The organism is Vibrio misgurnus (genome assembly GCF_029635775.1).
GTDB classification, from domain to species: Bacteria; Pseudomonadota; Gammaproteobacteria; order Enterobacterales; family Vibrionaceae; genus Vibrio; species Vibrio chanodichtyis.
In genome coordinates this window covers 2,136,565-2,154,004 of sequence record NZ_CP113241.1, presented here as the reverse complement: position 1 = coordinate 2,154,004, position 17,440 = coordinate 2,136,565, and the positions used below count along the sequence as shown (strand labels likewise).

The 17,440-nt window shown below is 48.4% G+C and carries 17 protein-coding genes; 10 read left to right on the top strand and 7 right to left on the bottom strand.

Going from position 1 to position 17,440, the window contains the following annotated elements:
• Positions 1–21 precede the first annotated feature (21 nt).
• Positions 22–984, bottom strand: coding sequence for a calcium/sodium antiporter (locus OOK74_RS09810; protein WP_274722756.1), 963 nt, complete (start codon positions 982–984; stop codon positions 22–24).
• 618 nt (positions 985–1,602) lie between these two features.
• Here OOK74_RS09810 and mlaF point away from each other — a divergent pair.
• The 8 genes from mlaF to OOK74_RS09770 all read left to right on the top strand — a co-directional run bounded on the left by mlaF (position 1,603) and on the right by OOK74_RS09770 (position 6,967).
• Complete coding sequence (gene mlaF / locus OOK74_RS09805; protein ID WP_278182701.1) at positions 1,603–2,406, top strand: phospholipid ABC transporter ATP-binding protein MlaF; 804 nt, start codon at positions 1,603–1,605, stop codon at positions 2,404–2,406.
• A 4-nt stretch (positions 2,407–2,410) separates the two neighbouring features.
• Positions 2,411–3,187 carry a lipid asymmetry maintenance ABC transporter permease subunit MlaE gene (gene mlaE, locus OOK74_RS09800; protein ID WP_274722757.1) on the top strand — a complete coding sequence of 259 codons (777 nt, stop codon included), beginning with the start codon at positions 2,411–2,413 and terminating at the stop codon, positions 3,185–3,187.
• 2 nt (positions 3,188–3,189) lie between these two features.
• On the top strand, positions 3,190–3,678 hold the full coding sequence (gene mlaD / locus OOK74_RS09795) for an outer membrane lipid asymmetry maintenance protein MlaD (RefSeq protein WP_166014304.1): 489 nt from the start codon (positions 3,190–3,192) through the stop codon (positions 3,676–3,678).
• A gap of 3 nt (positions 3,679–3,681) precedes the next feature.
• Positions 3,682–4,320 (top strand): phospholipid-binding protein MlaC, encoded by a 639-nt coding sequence (mlaC, locus tag OOK74_RS09790; protein WP_278182700.1) that lies wholly within the window; start codon positions 3,682–3,684, stop codon positions 4,318–4,320.
• The gene (locus OOK74_RS09785; protein ID WP_166014306.1) at positions 4,317–4,646 is read left to right on the top strand and encodes an STAS domain-containing protein; all 330 of its coding nucleotides are present in this window, start codon (positions 4,317–4,319) and stop codon (positions 4,644–4,646) included. The genes mlaC and OOK74_RS09785 overlap by 4 nt, the downstream gene beginning before the upstream one ends.
• On the top strand, positions 4,639–4,893 hold the full coding sequence (gene ibaG / locus OOK74_RS09780) for a BolA family iron metabolism protein IbaG (protein WP_166015017.1): 255 nt from the start codon (positions 4,639–4,641) through the stop codon (positions 4,891–4,893). The genes OOK74_RS09785 and ibaG overlap by 8 nt, the downstream gene beginning before the upstream one ends.
• A gap of 7 nt (positions 4,894–4,900) precedes the next feature.
• Complete coding sequence (gene murA, locus OOK74_RS09775; protein ID WP_274722735.1) at positions 4,901–6,166, top strand: UDP-N-acetylglucosamine 1-carboxyvinyltransferase; 1,266 nt, start codon at positions 4,901–4,903, stop codon at positions 6,164–6,166.
• A gap of 72 nt (positions 6,167–6,238) precedes the next feature.
• Positions 6,239–6,967 (top strand): 1-acylglycerol-3-phosphate O-acyltransferase, encoded by a 729-nt coding sequence (locus OOK74_RS09770; protein ID WP_274722736.1) that lies wholly within the window; start codon positions 6,239–6,241, stop codon positions 6,965–6,967.
• 76 nt (positions 6,968–7,043) lie between these two features.
• On the opposite strand, the gene OOK74_RS09765 is transcribed toward OOK74_RS09770, so the two are convergent.
• The 5 genes from OOK74_RS09765 to OOK74_RS09745 all read right to left on the bottom strand — a co-directional run bounded on the left by OOK74_RS09765 (position 7,044) and on the right by OOK74_RS09745 (position 11,728).
• Positions 7,044–7,433, bottom strand: a complete 390-nt coding sequence (locus tag OOK74_RS09765; RefSeq protein WP_166014309.1) for a Rid family detoxifying hydrolase — start codon at positions 7,431–7,433, stop codon at positions 7,044–7,046.
• Between the two features lie 92 nt (positions 7,434–7,525).
• Positions 7,526–7,993 (bottom strand): aspartate carbamoyltransferase regulatory subunit, encoded by a 468-nt coding sequence (gene pyrI, locus OOK74_RS09760; protein WP_274722737.1) that lies wholly within the window; start codon positions 7,991–7,993, stop codon positions 7,526–7,528.
• Positions 7,994–8,005: 12 nt separating this feature from the next.
• Positions 8,006–8,935, bottom strand: coding sequence for an aspartate carbamoyltransferase (gene pyrB / locus OOK74_RS09755; protein ID WP_166014311.1), 930 nt, complete (start codon positions 8,933–8,935; stop codon positions 8,006–8,008).
• A gap of 266 nt (positions 8,936–9,201) precedes the next feature.
• Positions 9,202–10,203: an ornithine carbamoyltransferase gene (locus OOK74_RS09750; RefSeq protein WP_278182699.1), complete on the bottom strand. Its 1,002-nt coding sequence runs from the start codon at positions 10,201–10,203 to the stop codon at positions 9,202–9,204.
• Between the two features lie 148 nt (positions 10,204–10,351).
• Positions 10,352–11,728, bottom strand: coding sequence for a PhoH family protein (locus tag OOK74_RS09745; RefSeq protein ID WP_278182698.1), 1,377 nt, complete (start codon positions 11,726–11,728; stop codon positions 10,352–10,354).
• A gap of 315 nt (positions 11,729–12,043) precedes the next feature.
• Between OOK74_RS09745 and rapA the strand changes: the two genes are divergently transcribed.
• Positions 12,044–14,953 (top strand): RNA polymerase-associated protein RapA, encoded by a 2,910-nt coding sequence (rapA, locus tag OOK74_RS09740; RefSeq protein ID WP_278182697.1) that lies wholly within the window; start codon positions 12,044–12,046, stop codon positions 14,951–14,953.
• Between the two features lie 111 nt (positions 14,954–15,064).
• Here rapA and OOK74_RS09735 read toward each other — a convergent pair whose 3' ends face one another.
• A complete protein-coding gene (locus tag OOK74_RS09735) occupies positions 15,065–16,336 on the bottom strand; it encodes an Nramp family divalent metal transporter (RefSeq protein ID WP_278182696.1) in 1,272 nt (423 codons plus the stop codon).
• A gap of 242 nt (positions 16,337–16,578) precedes the next feature.
• Here OOK74_RS09735 and OOK74_RS09730 point away from each other — a divergent pair, with 242 nt between their 5' ends.
• Positions 16,579–17,316, top strand: coding sequence for a pseudouridine synthase (locus OOK74_RS09730; RefSeq protein ID WP_274722742.1), 738 nt, complete (start codon positions 16,579–16,581; stop codon positions 17,314–17,316).
• The last annotated feature ends 124 nt before the right edge of the window (positions 17,317–17,440 follow it).

Here is a 17,440-nt window from a genome sequence, read left to right as displayed (position 1 = left end):
CAATATTCCTCTTTCGCGCCGTTAAATATTCAGCAATAGGTAACTAATGTAACCGATGAAGCAGCTTAGCAGTAGTGCGCCTTCCCAGCGGCTAATTTGGCGACGCTTACCCAACACCAGCGCGACTAACAGCAGTGAAACGCCCAGCATCACCCAAAAATCACGCCCCATCGCTTGTGAACTAAGGAGTGATGGATTGAGTAAACCGGGGATCCCCATGACCGCTAAAATGTTAAACACGTTGGAGCCGATAATATTACCCACTGCCATGTCATCTTCGCCCTTGAGCGCACCGGCTAAAGAAGCGGCCAGCTCTGGCAAGCTAGTGCCAATCGCAATAATGGTTAAACCGATCACCAGATCGCTCATTCCGAAATATTTGGCGATCACCACTGCGTTATCCACCAGCATACTCGCACCGAGCGGCAGTAGGATCAGCCCCACGATTACCCAAAACAGTGCATGGCGATTATTCACCCCAGCCGGAATTTCTGATGCTTGTTCATCGAGTAAGGTATCGCCATGGGATTGCTCTTTGCGGCTAATTTGTAGCATGATCAAAATGAACACACTAAACAGGCCGATCAGTAAGATGCCTTCATAAAAGCCGAGGTAGTTGTCCCATAAGATCATGCCAGCGATCAGCGTGACACCAAGCATGATTGGCAGTTCACGGCGGATCACCGCAGAGCCAATCGAGAGCGGTTTAACCATCGCGGTGATACCTAAAATCAGCGCAATATTCGCAATGTTGGAGCCCAACACATTACCGACCGCCGTATCGGTTTTGCCTTCTAATGCGGCGGTCGCTGAAACCATCATTTCTGGCGCAGAGGAGCCCATGGCCAGTATGGTCATACCGATCACTAAAGGGGAGATCCCGATATTGCGGGCTAATGCCGCTGAACCAAACACTAATTTGTCTGCACCCCAGACTAAGATCGCGAGACCGATAAACAGCAAGACCACCGCTTCAAGCATGATGATTTCCAAATAATAAATGAATACTAACGCCATCGATGCTGAAGTGAGAGATGCAATATATGCCATCCTAATCAGTGAGTTAACCCATTTGATTATGAATTTATTCATCCTCAATCATCTGCAGCGAGTTAGGCCGAGAATTGATCGCTAATTTTGACTTGTTGGTCATTAAAAGGGAAGCTGAAGTTCGAATTAATTGCGCTGATCCACGAGCGTTGTTGGGCATCCACAGGTGATTGATGACCAGTAACGGCGGCATGCCACACGCTTAACCTATATTGGATGGATTGTGCTTAAATCGACATGTTAGCCACTGGTTGGCGAAACCAAGTCGGGTGAGTCAATCGTCTATGCTTAATTAAGAAGCTACCTAATTAAGAAGCTACCTAGGTGGTCATTGAAGTATTGGTGGATTGCGATCGCTGACGGTGCTTGTGACAAATCTTGGTCAAGAACCGTGCCTCGCACTGCGGTATGCTTTTAATTGCACCATATTGTGCATTATCATGCGCATTCTTACCGGATGTCGATTTAACTAACGCATCGATTTCACTAACAAGTCGATTTAGCTAATACATCGATTTAACTAACGTGTTGATCTAACTAAGAAGTGCTCGTATGTCCCAATCTGACTTAGTCACCATCAAAAATTTACGCTTCTCACGTTCGCGCCGAGTCATTTTTGATGATATTGATCTGCATGTTCCGCGCGGTAAAGTTACCGCGATCATGGGGCCATCCGGGATCGGTAAAACCACCTTGCTACGTTTAATTGGTGGCCAGCTGCTGCCAGAGCACGGTGAAATTTGGTTTGATGGTGAAAATATTCCGACTCTCAGCCGACGTAAACTGTATCGCGCGCGTAAAAAAATGAGCATGCTATTTCAATCCGGCGCGCTGTTTACCGATCTCAACGTCTTCGACAATGTGGCTTATCCGCTGCGTGAGCATACCGAATTGGATGAGGCGCTGATCAAAAGCTTAGTGCTGCTGAAATTAGAAGCGGTGGGTTTACGTGGTGCGGCCAATTTAATGCCTAGCGAGCTGTCTGGTGGCATGGCGCGCCGCGCGGCTTTGGCTCGTGCGATCGCGCTGGATCCTGAACTGATCATGTATGATGAACCTTTCGTTGGACAAGATCCGATCACTATGGGCGTTCTAGTCGAGCTGATCCGCAACCTTAACCAAGCCTTGGGCGCGACTTCGGTAGTGGTTTCGCACGATGTGCCAGAAGTGATGAGTATTGCTGACTGGGTATATCTGCTAGCTGATGGCAAAGTGATTGCCCAAGGCTCACCGCAAGCGCTGCGCGATAATCCTGATCCGCGAGTCCAACAATTTTTATGCGGTGATGCTGATGGCCCAGTGCCATTTCGTTTCCCTGCCCAGCCACTAGAACAGGAGCTGTTTAGTGCTAAATGATGTGATGCAGTGGGTAAGCCGTATCGGCCAGCGAGCTCTGGCGATCTGTGAAACCTTTGGCCGTGCCAGTTTAATGCTGTTTGGTGCCCTGGTTGGACGGCCGCAACCGGTGCGTAATTTCCCGCTCTTACTACGCCAGCTATACAGTATTGGGGTGCAATCGTTGGCGATTATCATGGTTTCTGGCCTGTTTATTGGCATGGTGCTGAGCTTGCAAGGCTATGTGATCTTGGTCGATTACGGTGCGGAAACCAGTTTAGGTCAAATGGTGGCGTTATCACTGCTGCGTGAGCTGGGACCTGTGGTGACAGCCCTGCTGTTTGCTGGGCGTGCTGGCTCGGCATTAACCGCAGAAATTGGTTTGATGAAAGCAACGGAACAGCTCTCTAGCTTAGAAATGATGGCGATTGATCCGCTCAAACGGGTGATTGCCCCACGCTTTTGGGCCGGAGTGATTTCGATGCCGCTGCTGGCGATGATTTTTATGGCGATTGGCATCTGGGGCGGGCAGTTAGTCGGTGTGGATTGGAAAGGGATTGATCACGGCAGTTTCTGGTCGGCGATGCAATCCTCGGTTGAATTGGGACAAGATATTGGCAACAGCGCACTCAAGTGTGTGGTGTTTGCGTTTACGGTAACGTGGATTGCTTTGTTTAATGGTTATGACGCGGTTCCGACTTCGGAAGGGATCAGCCGAGCGACGACTCGCACGGTAGTACACTCATCACTAGCCGTTCTTGGGCTAGATTTTATTCTAACCGCATTGATGTTTGGGAATTGATCATGCAACAAACACGAAAAATTGAATTTTGGGTTGGCAGCTTTGTGCTGGCTGGAATTTGCGCGATATTGGTGATGATTTTTCAGGTCGCTGACGTCAAAGGATTGGGCGCAACCAATACTTATCGCCTGACCGCAGAATTTGACAACATTGGCAGTCTCAAGGTGCGCTCACCAGTCAAAGTGGGTGGCGTGGTAGTGGGGCGCGTGGAATCGATCGCGCTCAACAAAACGCGTTTGTTGCCAACAGTAACGCTGGCGATTGATAGTCAATATGACCAGTTTCCAGAAAACTCCAGCTTACAGATCTTAACTTCAGGTTTGATCGGTGAGCAGTATTTAAGTTTAGTGCCCGGTTTTGTGTTTGAAGATGAAGCGATGCTTAAAGAGGGCGATCGGATTGAAGACACCAAATCTGCATTAGTATTGGAAGATTTGATTGGCCAAGTGCTGTACAGCGTCGGTGGATCAGACAAAGAGAAAAAGGAATAAGTGATGTGGAAAAAAGCGTTACTCCTAGCGAGTGCAATGTTAATGCCTTGGCTCGTGACAGCGGCAACCATTGATACCAGCAACCCTTACCAAATGATGAAAGCCGTTGCTGAGCAGTCGTTTGAGCGTCTAAAAAACGAACAGCCTCAAGTGCGTCAAGATCCGCAATATTTGAAAGTGATTGTCGAGCAAGAGTTGATGCCTTATGTCAACGATCAGTACGCGGCGCTTAAATTACTGGGCCCGAATCTCAGAGGTGCTAAGCGTGAAGATGTGGCGGAGTTTGTAAAAGCATTTCGCGCTTATCTGGTGACGAGTTACGCGCAGGTCTTGACTCAATACAGCAATCAAACCATTGAGTTTGCTCCTCCAATGCCACTGGAAGAGGATCGCCGCATTACCAGCGTCAAAGTCGATATTGTCGATGCGCCACGTCCCAACATTAAACTTGAGTTTAAGCTGCGCCAAGAGAAATCGGGCGAGTGGAAAGCATTTGATCTGATCGCCGAAGGCGTGAGTCTGCTCTCTAGTAAACAGTCCGAATGGAACGGAAAAATTCGTCAGCAAGGTATTTTAGCCACCGCGCAGGAACTTGAACAATTGGCTAAACAGCCGATTCGTTTTGAGAGTCAAAGCCAATGAGTCATCCGCAGTGGCAAGCAATCAATGACCATCAATTTGGCTTAAGCGGCGAGTTGGATCGTGATTCGGTGCCGCAATTATGGATCTTGCTCAAAAATTGGCAGCCGCCAGCAAGGCAAATCGAGATTTCTTTGCAGCAAGTTGGCAGAATCGACTCGGCGGGTATGGTGTTGTTAATTCACTTAATAGAGCATGCAAAACGAAGAAACTGTCATATAATGCTCAGCTTCGTGCCAGAACAACTGCGCACACTGTTTCAGTTGAGCAATATTGAACATTTGATGTCTCAACACATAGCCAGACCAACCGAGGTGAATGGTGGATAGCGCACAAGTCCAACAAATTTTACAGCAAGCCCTTAATCTTGAAGAGATTCAGGTAACAGGTGAGGGCAGTCATTATCAAGTGATTGCGGTTGATGCTTGCTTTGCCGATATGAGCCGCGTGAAGAAACAGCAGATGATTTATGCCCCGTTGATGGGATACATCCAGCGCAATGAGATTCATGCGGTCACGATGAAAACGTTTACCCCACAAGAATGGGCACGCAATAAGAAGTTGATGTCCCTGTAAGGTTTTTATGGAAAAGTTTCGAGTTATTGGGTCAAATCAACCTCTTCAAGGTGAAGTGACCATTTCTGGCGCTAAAAACGCCGCCTTGCCAATTTTATTTGCCGCGATTTTGGCCGAGCAACCAGTTGAGGTTGCCAATGTTCCCCATCTGCGTGATATCGACACCACCATGGAGCTGCTTGAGCGTTTGGGCGCAAAAGTTGAGCGTAATGGTTCGGTACATGTCGACGCAGGTCCGATCAATCAATACTGTGCGCCTTACGATTTGGTGAAAACCATGCGCGCTTCAATTTGGGCGTTAGGCCCATTGGTGGCGCGTTTTGGCCAAGGGCAAGTCTCTTTACCGGGAGGCTGTGCGATTGGTGCGCGTCCGGTTGATCTGCATATTCACGGTTTAGAGCAACTTGGTGCGACCATCACTTTAGAAGATGGTTATGTCAAAGCGCATGTCGATGGCCGTTTAAAAGGCGCGCACATTGTGATGGATAAAGTCAGTGTGGGTGCCACGATCACTATTATGTGCGCCGCGACTTTAGCCGAAGGTACCACAGTGTTGGATAACGCAGCCCGTGAGCCGGAAATTGTTGATACAGCGATGTTCCTCAACCAACTGGGCGCCAAAATCTCTGGGATGGGTAGTGATACGATTACCATCGAAGGAGTGGAACGCCTTGGTGGTGGCAAGCACACTGTGGTGCCGGATCGGATTGAAACCGGTACCTTTTTAGTCGCCGCCGCCGTCTCGCGTGGCAAAATTATTTGTCGTAACACGCATGCGCATTTACTCGAAGCGGTATTGGCTAAGCTAGAAGAAGCGGGCGCGGCGATTGAGGTCGGTGCAGATTGGATCAGCCTTGATATGACGGGGCGCGAGCTAAAAGCGGTTAATGTGCGTACTGCGCCACACCCTGGTTTCCCCACCGATATGCAAGCGCAATTTACTTTGCTCAACATGATGGCGAAAGGCAGTGGCATGATCACTGAAACGATTTTTGAAAATCGTTTTATGCATGTGCCTGAGTTAAAACGCATGGGAGCGAAAGCGGAAATTGAAGGCAACACTGTGATTTGTGGTGATGTTGAACGCTTAAGTGGCGCGCAAGTGATGGCGACCGATTTACGCGCTTCGGCGAGTTTAGTGATTGCTGGTTGTATCGCTAAAGGCGAAACCATTGTCGATCGTATCTACCATATTGACCGTGGTTATGAGCGGATCGAGGATAAACTCTCAGCGCTGGGCGCTAAGATCGAGCGTTTCCGCGACCCGCGTTAAATTTTCCATTTATAAATGGGCCGAAATCCAATGATTTCGGCCTTTTTATTCTAGCCCTTTGGGAGAGATAGCATGATTGCTGTATTGCGTATCTTCGCCGTGGCCGTATTTGCCATTGTGATGTTTGTATTTGGTTGTGGCTACTGCTTGCTTAGTCCGCGCAACCCAAAACATGTGTATACCTTTGGTAAAAAATTTGCCGCGATGTCAAAAGTGTTCGGGATTCAACTGGAATACCGAGCTCCTGCTGATATCGATCAGCGTGGTCAGCATGTGTACATTGCTAACCATCAAAATAACTGGGATCTCTTTACCGTATCTAAAGCGGTCACTCCAAAAGTGGTGACGGTGGGTAAAAAAAGCTTGGCTTGGATGCCGCTGTTTGGCCAGCTGTATTGGTTGACCGGTAATATTTTGATTGATCGTAGCAATAAAGCCAAAGCCAAAGGCACAATAGATCAAGTGATTGATTCAATGCGCCACAGTGATGTTTCGGTGTGGATGTTTCCTGAAGGAACTCGCTCACGCGGACGCGGTTTATTGCCATTTAAAGCCGGTGCCTTTCATGCGGCGATTGGTGCTGGGGTGCCGATCATTCCGATTGTGTGTAGCTCGACCGATAAGCTTAGCTTTAATCGCTGGAACAACGGGCATGTGATTGTCGAGGTGTTACCACCAATCAGCACTGAAGGCTACAGCAAAGAGAATATTCGCGAGCTGTCCCAGCGTTGCCATCAGCAGATGCAAGCTAAGCTCGCCGAGTTGGATGCCGAAGTGGCAGAGCTGAACTGTAAAGCCTAGTCGCAGAGTTGATTGATACGAATAAAAAGGGTTGCCTGTGGCAACCCTTTTTGTATTTGAGATCCAATCAATCGGATTACTTACGCACCGCGATGGCTTCAATTTCGATGCCGACATCTTTTGGCAGTCGTGCCACTTCGACGCAAGAACGCGCTGGGTAATGGGCGACTTTATGTTCATCAAAGAACGCACCGTAGACTTGGTTTACGCTAGCAAAGTCATTGAGATCTTTGACAAAGACCGTCATTTTAACAATGTCACCCACGGTAAGGCCTGAAGCTTCCACTACCGCTTTTACGTTATCCAGTGATTGGCGAGCTTGCGCTGCGATATCGCTAGGAATGTCACCGGTGGTTGGATTGACTGGGATTTGCCCAGAAGTGAGCACCATATTGCCCAGATCAATCCCTTGAATATAAGGGCCAATTGCCGCTGGGGCTGCTTGCGTATGCAGAACTTTTGTCATGTTGGTTATCCGTCAGTTATTACCAAATCGCCGTTTAGTTTGCCTGTAAACCCTGCATGGGTAAAGCGCCACGTCACTGGCGCTCTGCTTGCTTAGGCTTCGATTTCGGTCACGACATCGCGGGCAAATACTTTTTCACAGTATTTGCACTTAAGCCGGATATCCTGATTTTTCTCAATAATTTTAAAGCTGCTTTCTACCGGCTCATTATGTGAAATACAGTTGCTATTTGGGCAGGCAAACACATTATTGATCCGCGTCGGTAGCTGGAGCGCCAATTTTTTCACCACTTGATAGTCTTCAATCTGATTGACGGTGGCATGTGGCGCATACAGCGCAAGTTTGTTGGCTTGTGCTTCACTGATGAATACATTTTCAATTTTGAGCAGATCTTTGCTACCCAGCGCTGAAGACGGTAGATTAAGGCCGATGGTGACACGTTGCGCGGAATGGTGCATATCAAACAGTTTCAGCACTTTAATCCCTACTTGTGCTGGAATATGGTCAATCACCGTGCCGTTGTTGATCGCTTCAACTTGTAGTTTGGTCTCTTTTGTCATGATCGGTTCTCCTTACAACGATTCGTTTAAAACCAAAGCCAGCAGGGCTTCACGAGCATAAACCCCGTTTTCAACCTGTTGGAAATAGTAAGCGTGTGGGGTTTTATCAACATCGGTGGTGATTTCATCCACACGTGGTAGTGGATGCAACACTTTGAGATTAGTGCGAGCTTGATTGAGGTGGGCGGCAGTCAAAACGTACGCCGATTTAATATGCACGTACTCAGACTCATCGAACCGCTCTTTTTGCACACGGGTCATGTACAGAATATCGAGCTCAGGGATCACGCTTTCCATATCGTTGAACATTTGATACTGCACACCAGCTTCATCGAGTTCTTCACAGATGTAATCCGGCATCGCCAGTGCTTCAGGAGCGACAAAGAAGAAGCGGTTATTATCAAATTTAGCCAGAGCTTGCGCCAGCGAGTGTACGGTACGGCCATATTTCAAATCGCCGACAAACGCTACATTGAGATTATCGAGTCGCCCTTGCGTTTCAAAAATAGAGTACAGATCCAGTAAGGTTTGTGATGGGTGCTGGTTAGAGCCGTCACCCGCGTTAATCACTGGCACGCCATTAGAAAATTCAGAAGCTAAACGCGCCGCCCCTTCTTGTGGGTGGCGCATCACAAACGCATCAACATAAGAGGAAATCACGCGTACTGAATCGGCCAGCGTTTCGCCTTTTTTGGCCAGCGAGGTATTACCGCCGTTATCAAAGCCAATCACGCTGCCGCCGATACGTTGAATAGCAGTTTCGAACGAGAGGCGAGTACGGGTAGAGGGTTCAAAGAAACAGCTCGCCACCACCTTGTGCTTGATCAATTCAGGATTGGGTTGGGCCTTCAGTTGGCCTGCGGTTTTCACAATCAACTCCAACTCTGCGCGCGAGAGTTCAGCAATCGAGATAATGTGCTTTTGGTAAAGCGAATTCGCCATGATCGTCTTCCCTATATGTTCTAATAGCTATAAAAAAGCCCCCCATAAGGGAGGCTTTAACAAATCAATGAGGGGAAAAACAGCGGCGCTAGTAAGCCAAACGACTGACTACTATTGACACTATTTTGAGCTGCACGTTGTGCAAATTTCATTGGCTACCCCTCAGACAAACGGTCGAAATTATACGCCGAAAGTTTGTGAGCGCAAGCGATTACATCACACTGTGCGGGGATATTCGGTCACTTATCGTCGCCAATCTATGTCAGCTAGCCTAAGGTTGCCACCATCACCGCTTTGATGGTGTGTAAGCGGTTTTCGGCTTGATCAAACACAATTGAGTGGGCTGATTCAAAGACCTCTTCGGTGACTTCTAAGCCTTGCATGTCATATTGAGCGGCGATTTGTTGGCCAAGCAGCGTTTCATCATTATGAAAGGCCGGTAAACAGTGCATAAATTTGACCTGTGGGTTGCCGGTCGCTTGGATGGCCTCCATGTTGACTTGATAAGGCTTCATTAACGCCACTCGTTCGTCCCACGCCTCGGCCGCTTCTCCCATTGAAACCCACACATCGGTGTAGAGGAAATCACAGCCTTTAACGCCTTGTTGCACCTCTTCGCTCAAGGTGATTTTGGCCCCAGTTTGCTTGGCAATCTGTTGGCAGGTTGCCACCAAGTCGTCATTTGGCCAGTAGGCTTTTGGCGCGATTAAGCGAATGTCCATGCCCATTTTCGCGGCACCGACCATCAGGGAGTTGCCCATGTTGTTACGTGCATCGCCCAAGTAGGCGAACTTAATTTCATGCAGTGGTTTACCATCACCATGCTCTTGCATGGTGAGCAGGTCGGCCAATATTTGGGTTGGATGAAACTCATCGGTTAAACCATTCCATACTGGTACGCCAGCATATTGACCGAGCTCTTCAACAATTACTTGGCCAAAACCACGATATTGAATGCCGTCATACATGCGACCTAATACGCGCGCGGTATCTTTCATCGACTCTTTATGGCCAATTTGTGAACCGGATGGGCCGATGTAAGAGACTTGTGCCCCTTGATCGAAGGCTGCAACTTCAAAGGCGCAGCGTGTCCGAGTCGACGACTTTTCAAAGATCAGCGCAATATTTTTGCCTTGCAGCTTTTTCTGCTCAGTACCAGCGTATTTGGCTCGTTTTAGCTCAGCAGCTAAATCCAGCAGAAAGTGGATCTCTTTGGTGGTGAAGTCGAGTAGCTTGAGAAAATTGCGGTTGCGTAAATTGAAAGCCATTGGCTGATCCTTATTTGGCGATTCCAGTTGCGCTCAGTAAATCATAAAAATGCTGCAAAAGTGAATAAATATTTATCATTAGTAAATAAAAACCGCGATAAAAACGAGGTAATAAGGTGAGATGCAGATAACATCTCACCTTGCTGGTTTATAAATTTTGCTCAGCGAATTCAGCCAAGCGGCTGCGTACCACGCCATTCAGATGGATGTTGGCGCTGCCTGCAAAGTTTTTGAAGCGCTCAACCATGTAGGTGAGGCCGGAAGTGACAGGGGTTAAATAGTGCGAGTCAATTTGCGCTAAGTTACCTGAGCAGACAATCTTGGTGCCTTCACCACAGCGAGTAATGATGGTTTTGATTTGTGAAGCGGTCAGATTCTGGCACTCATCGAGCAGCACAAAGGCATTTTGGATTGAGCGGCCACGCATAAAGTTGATCGATTTAAACTGAATATTGGCTTTATCGCAGATGTATTTGAGTGAGCCTTCAGTGCAGTGATCATTTTTATGCAGCGCTTCTAAGGTATCGGTGATTGAAGCGAGCCACGGCAGCATTTTTTCTTCTTCGCTACCGGGTAAAAATCCAATCGATTCACCAATATCCGGTGTGTTGCGAGTGACGATGATTTTATCAAACATTTTACGCTCAAGCGTTTGCTCTAAGGCGGCGGCCATGGCGAGCAAGGTTTTACCACTGCCAGCCGCTCCGGTGAGGATCACCAGATCCATTTCAGGGTCGAGCAGCGCATCGAGCGCCATAGCTTGGTAAATATTTTTCGGGGTGATGCCCCAAGCGCGACGATGCAACATGCGATCGCGGCTTAGATCACGTAGGGTTAATTTATCGCCATCAATACTTTCGACTCGCGCGGCGAAATTGCTATCTTCATCGATCACATATTGATTGAGAAAGGTCGGGTCAAAAGGGGCGCGATCTAATTTATGAAAGGTGTGGCCAGCTAAAGTGTAGCTTTCAACCTCGGCGACACTATCCCAAAACCGTCCAGCGCGAGTTTGAAAGCCTTTAGTCAGATACTGAATGTCATCAATCAGTTGATCGGTACGATAGTCTTCAACCTGTAACACCCCAGCGCCTTTGGCCCGCAAACGCATATTAATGTCTTTGGTGACCAATACCACTGGGCGTGGGGCGTGCTGAGTTTGTAAATATAGCACCGCATTGAGGATCCGGTTATCCCCCTCTTTATCGGTAAACGCTTTGACCGTTTCCGCTAGGGCATAATCGGCCAAGATTGCCAGTGTGCCGCTGGCACCATGCTGTTTAGAAAGTGAAATCCCAGCGCTGATTTGTTCTGGTGTGGCTTCATGAAACAGGTGTTCTAAGGCGCGAATCGCCACCCTTGCATCACGTGCTACATCGCGTTTGCTATCTTTAATTCGATCAAGCTCTTCCAGTACGGTCATCGGGATGATCACGTCGTGCTCTTGGAAAGAGTAAATCGCGAGAGGTTCGTGCAGTAGGATATTGGTATCTAAGACAAACAGTTTGCGAATGGTATCGCTCATCAGCATCTCCTTACGGCATACACTACATTATTAGGGTAAACCAATACGTATTGGTGCGTGGTACCAGTTAAGTATAGTCATCACACTATTAAGCAATGCCATTGGCTGTTGACAATTTGATGTCAAGCCACTGACTTAGAAAAAAAAGTAACAAAAAGCCGCTTGTGATCGGGAATCAACGTGACCTGTATCACGCCATCAAGTAAGATTAGCGGCCTTTTTCTGCACCCCCAATCGGCCTGTATCGATAAGCGACGGCTGGTTGAATGGGAGTGCAAAATTCTCTGCAACGCTATTTGATGAGGTAATCCATTCATGTCATTTGCTTTAGGGCAACGCTGGATAAGCGATACGGAAAGTGAGCTCGGATTAGGTACTGTAGTGGCGCTTGATGCGCGTACGGTAACTTTGATGTTTGCGGCATCGGAAGAAAATCGTGTCTATGCACGCTCCGATGCGCCAGTCACCCGAGTGATCTTCAATGTCGGCGATGTGGTGGATAGCCAGCAAGGCTGGTCGTTACAAGTGGAACAGGTGCTCGAAGAGCAAGGCGTATACAGCTATTTAGGGACTCGCGTGGATACTCAAGAGCCCGCGATTGCGCTGCGTGAAATTTTCCTCAGTAACCAAATTCGTTTTAATAAACCGCAGGATAAGTTGTTTGCTGGTCAAATTGATCGCATGGATAACTTTGTGCTGCGCTATCGTGCGCTGACCAATCAATATCAGCAGCACAAAAGCCCGATGCGTGGCTTGTGCGGTATGCGAGCTGGCCTTATCCCTCATCAGTTGTACATTGCCCATGAAGTGGGGCGTCGCCATGCGCCACGGGTGTTGCTGGCTGATGAAGTCGGTTTAGGCAAAACCATCGAAGCGGGGATGATCATTCATCAACAAGTGCTGGCAGGCCGGGCTGAGCGGATCTTGATCGTGGTGCCTGAAACACTGCAACACCAATGGTTGGTAGAGATGATGCGCCGCTTTAACCTACACTTTTCTATTTTTGATGAAGAGCGCTGTGTGGAAGCCTTTAGTGAGGCGGATAACCCGTTTGAAACCCAACAATTGGTACTCTGCTCATTAGATTTTCTGCGTAAAAGTCGCCAACGCTTTGAGCAAGCCTTAGACGCCGAGTGGGACTTATTGGTGGTGGATGAAGCGCACCACTTAGAATGGCATCCCGAGAAACCGAGCCGTGAATATCAAGTGATTGAAGCATTGGCCGAGCAAACGCCTGGTGTATTGCTGCTGACGGCGACGCCTGAGCAGCTTGGCCGTGAAAGCCACTTTGCTCGTTTGCGTCTGCTTGATGCGGATCGTTTTTATGATTATCAGGCCTTTGTTGAGGAAGAGGCGCAGTACGCTCCGGTTGCGGATGCGGTCACCGCGCTGTTTAGCGGCGATAAACTGAGTGATGAAGCGAAAAATAAAATCGCGGAACTGCTGTCCGAGCAAGATGTCGAGCCACTGTTTAAAGCGCTAGAAGGCCATGCTTGTGCCGAAGAGATAGCGTTGGCTCGCCAAGAGCTGATCGATAACCTGATGGATCGTCACGGGACCGGGCGGGTTTTATTCCGCAATACGCGGGCAGCGATCAAAGGCTTCCCTGTACGTAATGTACACCTGTTGCCGTTGGATATTCCGAGCCAATACACCACATCGATGCGCGTCGCGGGCATGCTCGGCGGTAAGCTCAGCCCTGAAGCGCGCGCGATGAAAATGCTCTATCCCGAAGAGATTTTCCAAGAGTTTGAAGGGGATGAGTCTTGCTGGTGGCAATTTGATTCGCGGGTCAACTGGTTGCTGGAAAAAGTTAAAGCTAAACGCAGTGACAAGATTTTGGTGATTGCTTCACGTGCCAGCACTGCGCTGCAATTGGAGCAAGCGCTACGTGAGCGCGAAGGTATTCGTGCCACCGTATTCCATGAAGGCATGTCGATCATCGAACGCGATAAAGCTGCTGCCTACTTTGCTCAAGAAGAGGGCGGTGCGCAGGTGCTGATTTGTAGTGAAATTGGCTCTGAAGGACGTAACTTCCAATTTGCCAACCAACTCGTGATGTTTGATCTGCCGTTTAACCCAGATTTGCTTGAGCAGCGGATTGGGCGTTTGGATCGGATTGGTCAGCAACGCGATATTGATATTTACGTACCGTATTTGACCGACACCTCACAAGCGATTTTGGCGCGTTGGTATCAAGAAGGGTTACATGCTTTTGCTGAAACTTGCCCAACCGGGCGTGCGGTATACGATGCGTTTGCCGAACGTCTGATCCCGATCCTTGCTGCCGGTGGTGGTGACGAGCTGGAAGAGATCATTGAGCAATCGGCCAAGCTCAACAAAACCTTGCAGGCTCAGATGGAAGTTGGCCGTGATCGCTTGCTGGAAATGCACTCGAATGGTGGGGATAAAGCACGGCAAATCGCCGCACAAATTGCCCAAACCGATGGTGATACCAATTTGGTCACTTTCGCGCTCGGCTTGTTTGATGCGATTGGTTTACATCAAGAAGATCGTGGTGAAAATGCCCTAGTGGTGACACCGGCTGAGCACATGATGGTGCCCAGTTATCCGGGGCTGCCTTATGAAGGGGCGACCATTACCTTTGATCGAACAACGGCACTGTCCCGTGAAGATATGCACTTTATCAGTTGGGAGCACCCAATGATCCAAGGTGGTATCGATCTGCTGATGAGTGAAGCGGTTGGCGTATGCGCGGTTTCGCTGCTCAAAAACAAAGCGCTACCCGTAGGCACGATTTTACTCGAATTGGTGTATGTGGTGGATGTGCAAGCGCCGAAACGCAGTGGCATCAGTCGCTTCTTGCCGGTGTCACCGATCCGTATTCTGCTCGATGCGCGTGGTAATGATCTTTCGACACAAGTAGAGTTTGAAGGTTTTAACCGTCAATTAAGCCCAGTTAATCGCCATTTAGCCAGTAAATTTGTTAGCTCAGTGCAGCATGATGTGCATCGTTTGATCACGGCTAGTGAAACGCTCGCTGAGGTACAAGTCAATGCGATCCGTGAACAAGCACTGCGTGATATGCAGCAGAGTTTGCATGGTGAATTAGAGCGTTTGCTGGCGCTTAAAGCGGTCAATCCGAACATTCGTGATCAAGAGATTGAAGCGTTAGAGCAGCAAATTCAAGCCCTGACCGGTTATATTGCCAATGCGCAGTATCAATTGGATTCATTGCGTTTGATTGTGGTAGCACACAACTAATTTGCCGACACCAAGCACTTTATATGCCAAGGCCTTCATTAAATGAAGGCCTTTTTGATCTGTTTACAGCCGCCGTTGTTTATAGCAACCATTGTTTACAGTCACTATTGTTTACAGCAGCCATTTCCAGCCGATAAACAGTGCCAAAAAGCCAAACAGATAAATTAGTCCGGCTATCGATAACAATTTCATCTTGGGTCCAACCTGCAATGCGGCGGGGAGTTTGGTTCTGGTGACCAGAATGTAGTTGAGTAACGCAAAAAATGGCGTGGTCATAAACGCCATCACCATGGCAAAGTCGAGTAATGGCATTAGTGCTGAGGCGAAAAACAGAATAATCGCCATCGCCAACAGCGAAACCATCAGCATCCAAGCTTGTAAAACTTGTGGTTTTTGCTGCGCTTTACGTTGTAGCAAGCGCTGCGATTCCGCAACCACCCGTGAATAGCCATCCAGTACCGTGATGGTACTGCCAAAAATGCAGAAGAACGCGATCACGGCAATTAAGTAACGCGACCATTCACCAATGGTCGTGGCATACAAGCCAACCAATTGATGAGAAAAACCGACCCCTGAAGTGGCCAATTCCACGCCTGAGCCGTGTAACACTAATGCCCCGAGTGCCAAAAATACTATGGCTAATAGCGCAGTACCGATATAGCCGACATTAAAATCCAATAAGGCCGATTGAGGTGTAACTGTTTGCTGGCGGCATTGGCTTTTTAGCCACAGCGAGGTCAGGCTGGAGATTTCAATCGGAGCTGGCATCCAGCCCATGGTGACAACGATAAAGCCGATCGCCGCCAGCGTCCAAGGTGAGGTGGCTTGGCTAGTCACCACCTGTGGTGCTGGATTAGCCAGTGCGATCACTACCGCGATCAGTGTAGCGATAGTGAGCACGGCCATGATGACTTTGGATAGGGTATCTAACGCCCGATAGTGACCAGCAAATAAAATCACCAGACAGCTGGTGAGCACGATCACGCATAAGGTGAGGTTGGAGATCGCAAATGGCACAAAGTAGCTGAGCAGACTAGCACTAAACAGCAACAGCGCAGCGGTGTTGATGATGGCTGAAAATAGGCTGAGAGTGACAAATACCCATAGATAGGGGCGACCAAGTTTGGCATAACCCTCAACTAAGCTCTCGCCAGTACCCATAGTGTATTGTACGCCAGCTTTAAAAAACGGGTATTTAAACACGTTCACCAGCAGAATTAGCGATGCCAATTGCCAGCCATAAATTGCACCGGCTTGAGTGGAAGCCACTAAATGAGAGCCACCGACTGCTGCAGCGGCCATCATGATCCCAGGGCCAAGTGAGCGAATGAATTGAGCCAGTGCGCCTGGTTTATTGGAGCGATAAGCAACCACAGTTTCCATTTTGATTCCTTTTAAAATGGGGGGAGATGATGTTTGGTTTTTGATGTTCGCTTTATGTCAATAGAGTGAGTAAATAACATGATTGTTGCTGTCGTCAATCTATATTTACACCATGTGTAATCTTTTTGTTAGGTCATCAACTCAACTCAGCAATTGGCTAAGCAATTGCACAGCTTTAAGGCACACAGGGTGAGTAAGAGCTGATATAATGCGCTGTTTTTTTGTGATACGAGACAATAGTGATGGCAATGACCGAATACAATCCTCCTAAGGATCCGTGGATTGATGTGATTTATGAGGATGAACATATCATTGCAGCCAACAAACCTTCCGGTTTGTTATCGGTTCCTGGGCGACCCGTTGAGCACTACGATAGTATGTGGGCTCGTCTGGTCGATTACTGCCCTGAGGTGAAAGTGGTTCATCGGTTGGATATGTCGACTTCTGGTCTGATCCTATTTGCCAAAGGCAAACATATGGAATCGGCGTTGAAGAAGCAGTTTCAGTATCGCCTCACTCATAAAATCTACTATGCCCGCGTGTGGGGTGTGATGGAGCAAGATGAAGGTGAAGTCAATTTGCCATTGTGTTGCGATTGGCCTAATCGCCCGAAACAGAAAGTCTGTTTTGAAGAGGGACGTGATTCGCTGACCCGTTACCAAGTGGTCAAGCGCGAAGAGAAAACAACAGTGGTACGCCTAATCCCAATTACTGGACGTTCGCATCAACTGCGCGTGCATATGCAATCGCTTGGTCACCCGATCGTCGGTGATGATCTGTACGCGCCACCAGAAGCGGTTGAGTTTGCCGATCGCTTGCAACTGCATGCGGCCGAGCTGTGTTTCTATCATCCTCGTACTCATTGGCTACGTACTCTATTTGTGCCTTGTGAGTTTTATCCTGAAGCCGAGGAGCAAATTTTGCAGCATTTCGATCCTGAGCGAAAACTGCCGGATTATAAAAAGCTCAAGCAAGACTAACTGTGCGGTCTGGATGCCGATGTTTTTGAGGTGAGCGTGAGCTTTCGTTTGCCACCACCCAACGCTTAGCGACAAGAATAGACAATAAAAAAGGCAGCGAAATCGCTGCCTTGATATTTTTAAG